The sequence below is a fragment of the Paenibacillus residui genome (genome assembly GCF_042677205.1).
In the GTDB taxonomy this organism is placed as follows: domain Bacteria; phylum Bacillota; class Bacilli; order Paenibacillales; family NBRC-103111; genus Paenibacillus_L; species Paenibacillus_L residui.
In genome coordinates this window covers 77,296-90,630 of the sequence record NZ_JBHTIU010000012.1, presented here as the reverse complement: position 1 = coordinate 90,630, position 13,335 = coordinate 77,296, and the positions used below count along the sequence as shown (strand labels likewise).

Annotated in this window: 9 protein-coding genes and 2 pseudogenes; 6 read left to right on the top strand and 5 right to left on the bottom strand. The window is 49.6% G+C overall.

What is annotated here, in order from left to right; all coding sequences use genetic code 11:
• Window positions 1–301: 301 nt before the first annotated feature.
• The 4 genes from ACFQ03_RS04410 to ACFQ03_RS04395 all read left to right on the top strand — a co-directional run bounded on the left by ACFQ03_RS04410 (window position 302) and on the right by ACFQ03_RS04395 (window position 5,270).
• On the top strand, window positions 302–2,530 hold the full coding sequence (locus ACFQ03_RS04410; RefSeq protein ID WP_379286318.1) for a PAS domain S-box protein: 2,229 nt from the start codon (window positions 302–304) through the stop codon (window positions 2,528–2,530).
• The gene (locus ACFQ03_RS04405; RefSeq protein WP_379286316.1) at window positions 2,527–3,393 is read left to right on the top strand and encodes a MurR/RpiR family transcriptional regulator; all 867 of its coding nucleotides are present in this window, start codon (window positions 2,527–2,529) and stop codon (window positions 3,391–3,393) included. The genes ACFQ03_RS04410 and ACFQ03_RS04405 overlap by 4 nt, the downstream gene beginning before the upstream one ends.
• A gap of 159 nt (window positions 3,394–3,552) precedes the next feature.
• On the top strand, window positions 3,553–4,254 hold the full coding sequence (locus tag ACFQ03_RS04400; protein ID WP_186328240.1) for an N-acetylmannosamine-6-phosphate 2-epimerase: 702 nt from the start codon (window positions 3,553–3,555) through the stop codon (window positions 4,252–4,254).
• Window positions 4,255–4,301: 47 nt separating this feature from the next.
• Window positions 4,302–5,270, top strand: coding sequence for an ROK family protein (locus ACFQ03_RS04395; protein ID WP_379286313.1), 969 nt, complete (start codon window positions 4,302–4,304; stop codon window positions 5,268–5,270).
• Window positions 5,271–5,340: 70 nt separating this feature from the next.
• Here ACFQ03_RS04395 and ACFQ03_RS25885 read toward each other — a convergent pair whose 3' ends face one another.
• The 5 genes and pseudogenes from ACFQ03_RS25885 to ACFQ03_RS04370 all read right to left on the bottom strand — a co-directional run.
• Window positions 5,341–5,844, bottom strand: a complete 504-nt coding sequence (locus tag ACFQ03_RS25885) for a Ger(x)C family spore germination C-terminal domain-containing protein (protein ID WP_449290179.1) — start codon at window positions 5,842–5,844, stop codon at window positions 5,341–5,343.
• Window positions 5,845–5,967: 123 nt separating this feature from the next.
• Window positions 5,968–6,452: pseudogene (locus tag ACFQ03_RS25880) on the bottom strand (Ger(x)C family spore germination protein); the annotation flags it as partial.
• 56 nt (window positions 6,453–6,508) lie between these two features.
• Window positions 6,509–8,029, bottom strand: coding sequence for a spore germination protein (locus ACFQ03_RS04380; RefSeq protein ID WP_379286307.1), 1,521 nt, complete (start codon window positions 8,027–8,029; stop codon window positions 6,509–6,511).
• Window positions 7,950–8,879, bottom strand: coding sequence for an endospore germination permease (locus ACFQ03_RS04375; protein WP_379286304.1), 930 nt, complete (start codon window positions 8,877–8,879; stop codon window positions 7,950–7,952). The genes ACFQ03_RS04380 and ACFQ03_RS04375 overlap by 80 nt, the downstream gene beginning before the upstream one ends.
• Window positions 8,828–9,070 (bottom strand): annotated as a pseudogene (locus ACFQ03_RS04370) (GerAB/ArcD/ProY family transporter); the annotation flags it as partial. The pseudogene ACFQ03_RS04370 and the gene ACFQ03_RS04375, both read right to left, overlap by 52 nt.
• Window positions 9,071–9,290: 220 nt before the next feature.
• Here ACFQ03_RS04370 and ACFQ03_RS04365 point away from each other — a divergent pair.
• Both ACFQ03_RS04365 and ACFQ03_RS04360 read left to right on the top strand, forming a co-directional pair.
• Window positions 9,291–11,564 (top strand): helix-turn-helix domain-containing protein, encoded by a 2,274-nt coding sequence (locus ACFQ03_RS04365; RefSeq protein ID WP_379286303.1) that lies wholly within the window; start codon window positions 9,291–9,293, stop codon window positions 11,562–11,564.
• Between the two features lie 184 nt (window positions 11,565–11,748).
• Window positions 11,749–13,320: an extracellular solute-binding protein gene (locus tag ACFQ03_RS04360; RefSeq protein WP_186328236.1), complete on the top strand. Its 1,572-nt coding sequence runs from the start codon at window positions 11,749–11,751 to the stop codon at window positions 13,318–13,320.
• The last annotated feature ends 15 nt before the right edge of the window (window positions 13,321–13,335 follow it).

Sequence of the window (13,335 nt, the reverse complement as noted above, 5' to 3'; positions counted from 1 at the left end):
CATACTCAAAATTTAAAGGCAGATGATCATATTTTCGCTTCCGGAGAACGGCCTGAACTGTTTCAAATCGCGTAATTTGGTTTATTTGTTAGGGGTTATAGGGGGAAGGCAACTACAAGATGTAAGTCACCACAGATGGTTAGTTAGAAAATATCGGACTAGGGTGAGGAAAATGATAAGGCTTCATTCAAAAGGAAGAAGGATCACTGGAAGCGCTCGCAATGGAGTGCCTTTAAAGATATCCCGTCGGGGTTATGTGCGGAAAGAAAAAGATTCTCCCATTCAGAGTTCTTCCCAACGGATGGAAGAAAAAGGGGAACAGGGAGACGGAATCGACCGTTCAAAGGAAACTCAACAGCACTGCGATTCCTTGGTGGAGCACAATCCGGCAGCCATCTCCTCCCTCGACTTATCCGGCGCTATCCAAACGGCCAATCCGGCTATGGAACAGCTAAGCGGCTATTCGGCCCAAGAATTAATCGGAATCAATTTGCTAAGCATGATCGATCCGGCCGATGTTTCGCGGACCAAGGGCTGTCTGGAGCAGACGATTCGCGGAGAACCGGCAAGCTGTGAGATGGTCTTCTACCGCAAAGACGGCACGGCAATGGATTTGGGGGTCAAATTTGTCCCGATCATCGTCCGCGGAATGCCAACGGGCATATATTTCATCGGCAGGGACATCACCCAGCGCAAGAGGGCAGAGAAAGAGCTGCGGCGAACCAAGGAGCAGCTTGAATCTCTATTCACGAATACATCGGATGCAATCGTCATTTTTAACAGGGCTGTCACCGTTCTTCAGGTGAACCCCGCTTTCGAGAAAATGTTCGGATGGACAGCGGAGGAAGTGGTCGGCCGTCATATTTCCGAGATGCTTCCTCATGAATGGGACAAATTGGAGCGGGCCTGCGATCATGTTCTTCATGTCGGCCCCTTGAACGGAACGGATGTCGCTCTATGGAGAAAAGACGGCACCGTAATTGAAATCAGCGTCACCATCTCTCCAATTAAGGATGGTACGGGACAGGTCAATGCTTTCGCGGCAATGATACGAGATCTTAGCGAGCGGGTTAAGATGGAGAAGACTTTGCGAGAAAGTGAAGCGAAGTACAGATTGATCGCGGAAAATATGACGGATCTCATCGCCATTTATGACAGAAACGGAAGGATGACTTATGCGTCTCCGTCCTTTAAGCATGTTCTCGGTAAAGAGCCGGAGCTGCATGGGAGAATAGAACAGATGGTCCACTCCCAGGATCGCAGAAAGATTCGTGAGAGGTTTACGGAGATGGTAAACACGAATCAAGCCAGCCGGTTTGAATACCGGTATGCCCTTTCCGAAAATCAGTCCCTGTTTCTGGAGGCAAGCGGCATTCCCGTGATCGGGGAATCCGGCCGGGTAGAAAGCGTCGTTATCGTCTCCCGCGACATTACGGCTCGCAAGAAGGCCGAAGACGCCCTGTTGGAAGCGGAAGAAAAGTATCGCAGTCTTGTAGAAGAGGCTCTTGTAGGAGTATATTTGATACAAGACTGGGAAATCACTTACGTTAATCCCAGATGTGCAGAGATGCTGGGATACCGAAGTGAAGAAATGCTCCATAAGAATGTGATGCATTTCGTATATCCGGAAGACCATGACCTGTTCCTGAGCAAGTTCCGCAATCGTAAGGGCAGAAGCGTCCATTTTTATTTTCGTGCCTTGCATAAGGATGGCAGGGCGGTGGATGTCGAGCTGCACGGGACGATGACGACATACAGGGAGAAGCCGGCGATCATTGGCACGGTTATGGATATTACAGAGAGAAAACGAACGGAGGAGCTTCTGCGGAAATCCGATAAGCTGTCGGTCGTCGGGCAATTGGCGGCAGGCGTGGCTCACGAAATCCGCAACCCGTTAACCTCTCTCAAAGGCTTCGTCCAGCTGCTTAAAGCCAAGAACCAGGGACAGGAGCAGTATCTCAATATCATGCTGTCCGAGCTGGATCGAATCAATTACATAGTGAATGAATTCATGGTGATTGCCAAACCTCAGGTCATAGAATTCCAACCGAAAGACGTCCGCCGCATTCTCTATGACGTCATTCCACTGCTGGACACCCAGGCCATCATGAACAATATTCAGATTCGGATGGACGCGGAAGAGAACCTTCCGTTGATCCATTGTGATGAAAACCAAATGAAGCAAGTTTTTATCAATATTCTCAAGAATGCTATCGAAGCCATGCATCATGGCGGGATCATTCAAATAAGAGTCAAGCAGGATCACAAGCGAAAGCTGCAGGTACGCATAGTTGATCAGGGCTCGGGAATCTCGCCCGAACGGCTGGCCCAATTGGGGGAGCCTTTTTATACAACGAAGGAGAAGGGGACTGGCCTCGGATTAATGGTCTGTTATAAAATTATTGAGATGCATCACGGGACCATTAAAATTAAAAGTAAGCTAGGCCAGGGGACAACCGTGGATATTGTGCTTCCCGCATATCCATCCCCGGAACAAAATCATTTCAAAGACAAAGGGACTGAACTATGAAGACGAACAAGATATCGGATTTAAACAACTCGTTGCTTATGATCAACAGCATTTACTCCTCTCTCACCAAATCGGAGAAGAAGGTTGCGGATACCGTTATGAAGGATCCGGAGGCCGCTGTCTTCTATACGATAACGGACCTCGCGGAGAAGGCGGACGTGGGGGAAACTTCCGTCATCCGGCTTTGCCGCAAGCTGGGGTTTAAAGGCTACCAGGAATTCAAGCTGTCCATCGTCCAGGATTTGGCCAGCCCGGCGGAGCAAATTATGGGAGAGATTGAAGAGAACGATAATATGGAAACCATCGCCAAAAAAATAACGGCCCATAACACTCAAGCGCTGCACAATGCACTGTCACTCCTTAATGAGCAGCATCTGAACAAGGTGGCCGATGCCATCATCCGTGCCGACCGACTGTTCTTCTGCGGAGTCGGCTCCTCGGGATTGACGGCCATGGATGCCAAGTACCGGTTTATGCGCCTCGGTTTTCAGGCGGACGCAGTGATGGATTCCCATATGATGGCCATGAATGTGGCACTGGTCGGCAAGAATGACGTAGTGGCGGTGATCTCTACAAGCGGGAGCACGAAGGATGTGGTGAATGCAGTTTCGATTGCCAAGGCCAATGGGGCTTTTATTTTCTGTATTACCAACCACGGGAAATCCCCTGTCACCCAGCAGGCGGATGCAGTGCTTCTGGGGACGTCAAGAGAAACCCCGCTGCAAGGAGGCGCGTTCTCTTCCAAATTGACCCAGATCCATCTTCTGGATATTTTATCGACCGTTGTCGCTCTCCGGCAGAAGGATATGACCTACGCCGCTCTGGAGAAAACAGCGAAGGCGGTGTCCGATAAGCTATACTGATGAGCTGCTGGCCGATCAATACTGATAGTTAACAAGGAAAATGGAGCAAAAGTTCATTTTATTTAAATTATTGGAAGGAAAATTCTTTCTTTCTTCGGTATAGGGATGTATACTTAAAAAGTAGAGAGTAAAAGACCGAAAAGGAAAGTGAGAATTATAATGAAGAACTCTTTGATCCCATCCTTGTATAACCAATGTATTGTTTCTTGCCAGGCACTGGAAGATGAGCCTCTGTACGGCTCTCATATTATGGCGGCGATGGCCCAAGCGGCAGAGCGTGGTGGAGCTGCAGCCATACGCGCCAATACCCCCGTCGATATTCGGGCAATTAAACAGGCTTGCTCCCTTCCGGTGATCGGACTGTACAAGAAAGATTACCCGGATTCCGATGTGTATATAACGCCTACGTTCCAGGAAGTGAAGGAAGTAATCGAGGCCGGTGCCGAAATCGTGGCGATGGATGCTACCCGACAGCAGCGGCCGAATGGGGAGACTTTGGAGGGGCTGATTTCCCGTATTCGCGAGAGCTTTCCAGAAACACTTATTCTGGCGGATATTTCCACCTATGAAGAAGGAGTCCATGCGATGGATCTTGGGGTCGATCTGGTCTCAACGACATTGTCCGGCTATACGAGCTATAGTCTGCAGCAGTCCGAACCGGATATTGAGCTGGTCGGCAGACTGGCGGCTCTCAAGCGGACACCGGTCATCGCGGAGGGACGAATCTGGACGGTTGAGCAGTGCCAGGAATGCTTCCGTCAAGGCGCTTACGCTGTTATAATCGGGTCGGCGATTACCCGCCCGATGGAAATTACGAAGCGGTTCGTCCGGGCTGTTCAAGAAGTCACGGGCACGAAGTAATCCATTACATGATCTTATGGGTATGGTGAATGAACGGGGGACTTAGAATGAATGAACTGGCCATTGGAGTGGATCTGGGCGGGACCAAAATTCATTTGGCCGCGATAGACCGTTCCGGGCAGACGGTAGTTGAATCCATCGTTCCTACCGAGGCCAAGCAAGGCGCAGCCGCTGTGCTGAACAAGATGGTTAACGGCATTGCCGATATTTTGAGCCGGCTGAAGGATGTACGCAGAGAAGGCGATGTGGTCGGCATCGGTATAGGAAGCGCGGGTCAGATCGACTTCAGCAGCGGTACGGTCGCTTTTGCCGTCGATACATTACCCGGTTGGACCGGAACTCCGATTCGCGACAAGGTCACCGAGCGTTTTGGGCTGCCGGTGTATGTCGATAACGATGTGAATGTGATTGCCATCGCGGAGAAAAATTTCGGGGCGGCGCGCCCTTATAACAGCTTCGTATGTATCGCGCTGGGTACCGGTGTAGGCGGAGCCATAGTTGAAGAGGGCCGTTTGGTCCGGGGCGCTTTCGGAGGAGCCGGGGAGCTCGGCCATATTTCGGTCGATTTCAACGGGCCTCGATGCAGCTGCGGCAATCACGGATGTATTGAACTGTACGCTTCCGGTACAGGAATAGCCCGAGTTGCGGCAGAGATGATTAACGCGAATGGCTGGCAGCCGGAATGGCAGGCCGATTCGCGGGAAGTGATTGCTGCCTGGAATTCGGGTGACCCTCATGCTTCTGAAGTGATGGCTAAAGTCATTAGCGCATTAAGCACTCATATAAGCAGTGTCATTCACACTCTGAATCCGGAAGCGGTTATTATCGGCGGCGGAGTATCTGAAGCGGGACCGGCCTTCTTCGAGGCTCTAAGAGAGGAAACCGGAAGAAGAACGGGAGCCGCGATGTGGAAGGCAACAACTTTGCTTCCTGCAGAAATAGGGAGCGGCGCGGGTGTCATCGGAGCGGCCGCCCAAATCTGGCATTATGGAACGAACACAATCAATCACGGATAAAAGAAAAGGCCGCGTCAGCGGCCTTTTATGTTGGTAGGGATTTTACGCATCCGCGGGAATCGGCCAAACCTCACGTTCTTAGTTTGTACTTGCCGCTTGATCTAATGTTAACTTTCACTTTAATCTGTTTAAGGCTGTCCGGTTCCACGACCAGATCTCGGGTTTCCCGTATGTTCTTCCAGTTGGACAAATGATCCCGGTAGACAACTTCCCCCAGACGAAAGATGTCCGCACGTATTTTCATCCCTTCATCGAAAGTTCTTCTAATCTGTGAACGGATGGCTTCTTCCGTTGCTTTCTCCAGCTCGGCGGAGGAGATGTTCTCGTGTAATTCATTAACGATTCCCTTCAATTTGACTTCGATGTTAAAGTAGACCTTATGGTCATGAAATGAGGCTTCAACCTCATATATGGGCCTAGTCAATACAACTACAGCCAACAAATCATTATCCCTGTAAAGGGTCACGGGGGCACGTGCCGTATGCCTGTTAAGCCATTGGATGCCAAACAGGTCATGATTTTTGATCCATCCGGCCAACGAGCCGTCCGACCGGATGAAATAGGCGCCGTCCACTTGAAGCAGCTTGTGCTTCTTCAGTTTGTCTTTCTCACTGCTGATCCAATGATTCGTATTGGTTGTCAATGAAGGGAGATAGCTCGTTTCCCCAGGCTCCCGGTATCTCTGGATGAAACGGTATAAATAAACCGGTTCAATAATGGATCTTTGCTTATAGGTATTTGCCGGCTCATGCAGGATGGAGACCAGAGCGTTCGCATTGAAAAGGGGAGTGGAGGCGAATAATTCTTCAATGGGCTGTTTGGTGCCGAACACCCAAGTGTTGTACCGCACCTCCCGGTAACGGTTGATTAAATCGAGAGCTTCTTCCACTCCATGTCTAAGCACTTTTCCGAAACGACCAAGGCGGTAATATGTCCCCATAATATTTGCTTCTGCGAAGTGGAATATAATTGATTCATCGCTTCGGTAATGGTCCGCCCTCTCCCTTTTCCTATGTAAATAGGCGTAGGCTGGGACGCCGAGGCGCCTTCCTGCCTGACAATACTCGAGAAGTCCAATATTTGGGCATAGGTAATGTATTCCTTATCTACGTACTCCAGGCCCAAAGCGCTAATATAGCTGTAGCTCTGAGGCTCCTGGTAATTCCAACAGCCACTTAGCATTATCGATATCATGACAAGGCAGAGCATTAGGCGGACTCTTCTCCCTGCCGTATTTTTCAAGAAGATCCCTCTCCTTGCTTCGATTGGTTTTTGGTCTTCAGATATTGCGGACGTTTCTTGCGCAGGCTCCATGGAATCCGCAGAACAGATTCCGGGATGTCCCGGAAAGTAGGCGGCGATAGCGGGGCCAGATAAGGAACCCCAAACGAACGGAGGTTGGCCAAATACAGGACGAGAGCAAAGAATGTAAACAGGAAGCCGAACATTCCAAGCAGGGAAGAGGCGAACAGAATAATCAGTCGTAATACATTCAGCGTCCCGGACAGAGCCTGGCTGACTAGAGTGGAGCCGGCCACTGCCGTGATGGCCCCTATGACAATCATGGATGGGGAGAACAGGCCCGCCCGGATAGCCGCATCCCCGATAATCAATCCGCCGACAACGGTTATCGTTTGCCCAATGGCCGACGGCAGCCGAACCCCGGCTTCCCGGAACAATTCAAGCAGGGCGAGAGTAAGAAACATTTCCAGTGCAGCCGGCAGAGGAATCCCCATTCGCGATGAAGTAATCGTGGCCAGCAGCATAAAGGGAATCTGATCCTGGTGGAAGGTCAGCAGAGCAATATAAAACCCCGGCAGCAGCAGCGTTACAAACAAGCTGATGAAGCGGATCAGCCGTCCGAAGGCAACATTCAGGAATGTAAAGTGCGTATCCTCCGGCGTTTTTAATTGGAGCATCAGATCGGATGGGGCGATAACTGCCGAAGGATTTCCATCGACAAGCACGACAAACCGTCCGTTCATCAGGCATTCGACTACAAAATCGGGTCTCCCCGTATACCCCATTAATGGAAATATGGAGAAGCTGGAATCGGCAATCATCGATTCCAATTGGGTGGTGCTGTAAAGCCCTGCGATGTTCATGCTCGTTAATCTTTTTCTGGCTTCCTCCAACAGTTGAGGATTGATAACATCTTGTATGTAAAGCAATCCTACTTTAGTCATCGTCCGGGTGCCGATAATATATTTTTCGTAGGCCAAGCTGTTGCTGCGAATTCTCTTACGGATCAGGGCCAAATTCACTGAAATATTTTCCACAAAACCGTCCTTCGGCCCGCGAATCGAAACTTCCGCATTGGACTCTTCCGGCTGCCGGTCGGGAATTTTGGCTACATCCACTGAAAACAAGGAGGAATTGTCTACAAAATAAATAAGCAGCTTGCCCTCGAACACTTTGCCAGCCAGATCGGCATCAGAGGAGTCATTCTCTTCGCTCAGCTCCAGCTTCTTCTCCCGCTGGATTTGTTCCACGCTTCGAAAATGTGTTAAAGCATGCAAGTCCTGCAAAGAGGGGAGCACCATCTCATTAATCATCTTTTCGTCTGTCATGACCTCGCAGAAGACGAACAAAACAGCCGACTGCACGGGAGGATTACCGAACTGATAATATTGAAATTGAACATCGTCACAATGGGAGAACATCTTTCGGATCTTTTGTTCATTCCAGTGGGTAGCTGCCTTCGCTCCGCTCCTGGATTGCGTGTCCGGCAGAGTCATCCATTTTGGAATCCATTTCATGTTTGCCCGCTCCTTTTCTTCGCGACAAGCTCGCCAGCAAAGTTAGAATAAGGATGACCGATATCATCATAAAGAACGAATATGGGTAGTAATAATTTTTCAAAATCGATAGAAATACGGGGTCGCTATAGGGCAGTTCACATATAAAAAATGTGATGACGCCTAAGCCGAAAAGAACGATCACTCGTGCCAGCTTCTTGCGGACGTCCAACAGTTCCAGAATGAGAAATTGGGTGATGCTGATCCGGATAAAAGCGCCGGTCAACCATTGATAAATAGAGAAAAAGTCGAGATGTTCAATGTATCGGCCAACCTTGACAAGCCTCCATTGCTCGAATGGGGGATAGCGCTGCTTAGCCGCTTCGCCCGGCCCGAATTCGGCAATCGATCCCATGGTGGGACCTAACGTTAGCCACGCCAGAATGATCGCGAGCAGAAGGATGTGCCATAGCTTGACTTTCCTGCGCAGACGGTGCTGTATAAGCAGCAAAATTACGATTTCGCTAAATCCGGAGAGCACGAAGAAAGCCCCGCGCAAAGACGGTGTCCAGCCATACTCGAATAGAGGAAATAAATAACTGTAATCTTTGTGCTCGAAATTGGCGGACATGACGAAGAAACCGAGGAGAATGACGATCGGCAGAAGCATTCCCGACGTGATGGAGATGGCCTGAAGGCCGGAATAAGCCGCAACGGAACAAAGCAGCAGACCGGAAAGTGACAGGACGAACGGGGGGGGGTTCCCGGAAGATAGGAAGAGATAGTCCATGTATTCGTATCTTTGAGAGTGAAGGCGCCCATGAATACAAAATATACTATGAAGATAAGTAAGAAAGGCCAGGTGGCCCAACGGCCGAAACGATCGCTGAGCCAGTCCCTGATCGACATTTGCCCGGTTTTTTTGATTATGTAATGTATACAAATGATGATAGGAATGTAGGCCAGGGAGGCTATAATGACTGAAATCCAGGAATCTCTCCCCGCTTCATCCAGAAGAATAGGGATAATCATTACGTGGTTGGTCAATCCGACAGTAAGCATGATGATGGAAGCCGCTTGAATGAAGGAAATTTTCCCCGTATTTACCATAACCACCATTCCTATACTTTGAAGTTACGGTTATTATTCCAAGAGCTTCATAAAATATGCCACGAAAGGTCAGCTTCAGTATCCGTTGACAAATCCATCCAAATAGATAGACTTAAAGAAAAAATGAATGGGGAGGCTTGGCCTCTCTTCCATGTCATTCGGGGGGAAAACTTTGAATCCTTTCTTTACGTTCCTGGCAAGACTTTCCTACAAGAGAAAGCTGATGGTATATTCTTTGCTGATCAGTATTCTGCCGGTTTTTCTCATTGGATTTGCCGCTTCCTACCGGGTTACCAAGGTCATTCAGGAGGAAGTGGACCATACTCAGCAAATGGTCTTGAATCAAATCAAAAATCAGCTCAACGATTTTATCATCAACCTGAACATTGCTTCCATCAGCCTTTCCTCTAATTTAACTCTGGAAAAATCGGTGAATGAAGGCCTGTCGGCCGACAATGTCAATCAATCGTTCGAGATGATTGAAACCATCCGCAAGCAGAAGAGCTTTTCCTCCATTCGTTTTGAAGTTTCAATGATTAGTAAGCGCTACCAAATGGTTTACTCCGACCTGGCCAAAGCTTCTTTTGAGTATTTCAACCAAATGATGGACAGCGAGAAGCCCCAATACAATTCCTCCTTTATTATTACACCGCGTACTTATCCGAATCAGGAGGATTTGCTGCTGTTCCGGCCGATACCGCTGCATACGTATTATACTGACGGAGTGATCATACTCCATGTCAGTATTAGCGAAATTCTGCAGTTTGTCGACAAGCTCAATTTGGAAGACAACCGTAGATTGTATGTGGTCGACCCGTCGGGCAAAGTCATCGTCAGCCGGAACGAGAAAGACATTGGGACACGCTTAAGCGGCAGCCCCGGTATGCACGAATGGTGGCAGCAGCCTCCCGATACGATGGAGATTGCCTTGGATGGGGAAAAGTATCAGGTTGCATCTCTGAAGTCAAGCCTTAATGATTGGACCTACATCCTGATGATCCCCAAGGCCGATTTAACCCGCAAAGCCGATTCCATCCGGGGGTTCACCTGGGGCATTATGGGTGCCATGGGCCTGCTTTCCGTCATGATTGCGTTAATCGGTTCGCGCAGGTTCTATCATCCCATAGAGAAGCTATTAAAAACGATTTCGGGAGAGGGCAAATGGGAGGACAAGCATAGGGACGAATTGCAAGCTCTGGACTCTTTCATGCTGCATATGTTGAGAACGAACGGGGAGCTTAAGGACAAGCTGAAGGAACAGATCCCCGATCTTAGGGCAGGGATTTTCCAGCAGCTTCTGTGGGGGGAAATAACGGAGGCGGAAATGCGAGCCAAGGTAGAGCAATGGGACCTGCCGTTGAAGGGGGCTTTATTCAAGGTTTGCATTGCTGCCGTGGACGAGTATAAACAATGGGTGGAAGCCTATAGAGAGAAGGAGCTGCCTCTTATTCATTATGCATTGAAGAAGGTAGCGGAAGAGACCTTTGCGGAGAAGCTGCCCTGCATCGTATTCACCTCTCAGCAGGGCCAGATCGTTATCATGATCGGCAGCGACATGCCGAATGAAGAATTTCAAGCTGCGGTGAGAGAACGGGCCGATCAGGTAAGACATAATGTGGGCCGGTATTTTCCGTTTACTGTCAGCGTTTCCATCAGTCCGGCCTGCAGGGATTATTCCAGATTGACAAGCAGTTATCAGGAGGCTTTGACCTTGTTGAATTACAGGCTGCTTCTGGGCAATAATGTGACCCTGAGTGACGATGATATCGGGCCGTCCGTGAGAACTTCCAGCCGCCAGATTTTTCAGCTGCATAAGCAGATAGTCCATTCGCTTGTGCAGCGTGATCTGAATGGAGCTAACCGTGACTTGCAGCAATTGGTCGAAGCGATCCCTCAATATGCGCAGTCGTCCGAAACCGTGATGGGCTTGTTCTCTTATTTACTTGGAGAGCTGGAGTATGTTTTCCATGAAATCAAGGAGGATCTTCACGATGTTTTTGACTACCCTCCGTACAAGACGCTGTACAGCTTCACGACATTGGAGGATTTGCGGAAGTGGATGAGCAATGAGTTATTTCCGTCCATTGTGAAACAACTGGAGACCGAATCCGGGTCAAAGCAGAAAAAAATTGCCCAACAAACCCTTTTATTTATTCATGATTCCTTCGACAGCGACCTGTCCCTTCAGCAGGTTGCGAATTCCTTCCAGATGTCCGATTCACAGCTTAGCCGGATTTTCAAGGAAGAGACCGGAAAGAACTTTAGCGAGTATTTAATCGAATACCGGATGAAGAAGGCGAGGGAATGGCTGGAGTATACCGACATGTCCATCAAGGAAATTGCCGAGCGGCTGAGGTATACGAATGTGCAGAATTTCTCGAGAACCTTCAAGCAGATCAGCGGCGTTCCCCCGGGAGAATACCGCAAACATGCGAGGAACGATTAAGCTTTAGCCCGAAATTTCAATGATTTCGGGCATTTATCGTTATTTGCCGGGCATTTATCAATATTTTCGTCCGTCTGAAAAAAGTGATTATTGCCTGATCAAACCGAAACAGGTTAGAGTAGGCTCACAACGCAGAGATTCAGCGCGGATTCCACCATACTAAAGAATGAAAGGGGTTACAACAATGGGGAAGACGATAAGCAAAAGACTGGCTGTATCGGTCAGCGCGCTAGTGGCTGCGGCGGCCATGGTGTCCGCCTGCGGCAGCAAGCCGGCAAGCGGGGGCGGCCCGGGCGGGGAGGCGGTCAATAAGGATATTCACATCCTGTTATCCCACTCCAATGCGAAATATGCCATGCAGCTCAAGGATAATGATCCCTATGTGAAGAAGCTGTCCGAGTTGTCCGGGTACAATCTGAAATTCGAGTTTCTGGGCCATGGCAACGATTATATCCAGCAATTGACGGTACGTTTTGCCTCCGGGGATCTGCCTGATTTAATCCGGACCGATTCCATCGATTCCACGATGCATCCCGGGGCGCTGCAGCAAGGAGTATTCCATGAACTGGGACCGTTGATCGACCAGTACGGCCCCAATATCAAGAGTAAAATTCCGAAAGAGGCGTGGGAAAGCACCCGGGTAAGCCGAGACGGTAAAATTTACGGGATTCCTGCCCTGTCCGCTCTGCCGGCTTCCCGAGTGATGTATATCCGCCAGGACTGGTTAGATAAGCTGGGGATGAAGGTGCCCGAGACACTGGATGAGTTCTTGGCTTTCTTTGAAGCGGTGAAAACAAACGATCTGAACGGTAACGGGGATCCCAATGATGAATACGGCTTTTATGTGAGGGAGAATCTTCAGTTCTCGGACGTCTTCTTCCGTGAGTTCGGTGCCTCCCCTAACCAATGGTATTACCGGGACGGCCAGCTCATTCCCGGCATGGTGCTTCCGGAAATGAAGGATGCCTTGAAATTTTGGAAGGAGCTGTATGACAAAGGCTATATCAACCCGAACCTGTTTACCAACAAGAGTGCCGATTGGGAAGCCGGAATCAAGCAGGGCAAAGCCGGCCTGTGGATGCACGACATAATCAACTATATGTCTAACTGGCAGCCCGAAAATTTCGTCAATCAGCCCGAGGTCAAGCTAAGCGCAATTATGCCTCCGCAAGGGCCTAAAGGAGGCGGCATTACGGCCCAAAGCGATCAGATTTATTTCGTCTGGGTCATTCCGTCCAAGGTCAAGAACCCGGAGGAAATCATCAAGTTTATCGACTGGGCATGGTCTGATGAGGCGGAGACCTTCTTCTCCCTCGGCATCAAGGATGTCAATTACACCGAAGAGAACGGCAAAGTGAAGTGGGATCCCAAGACTCCGGCAAATTACGAGAACGACGCCAGCATTTTCTATCAACTGTCCATCAACCCCCGCGGCGACGGAAGGATGCTCCCATCCTTGATTGAAGCTCACCCGGATGCGGAGTTTCTGAAGAAAGGGGTAGAGATTGCCAAGAACAGCAGCACGCCTAATGACGGTCTTCATATGCCGGTTCTCGAATCGCTGAAGACGCATCCCGAATTGGCAGTAGGCACGAATTCCGGCACACTGTTCCTGGATATGTTCGCCAAGGTCATTACCGGCAAGGAAGATGTCGACGCAGCGTTCGACAATTTCGTAAGCGAATGGAAGAGGCGCGGCGGGGACGCGGCAATCAAGGAAGCTACGGACTGGTACCACAGCTTCCACAAGAAATAAAGGGCTGAGGATTGC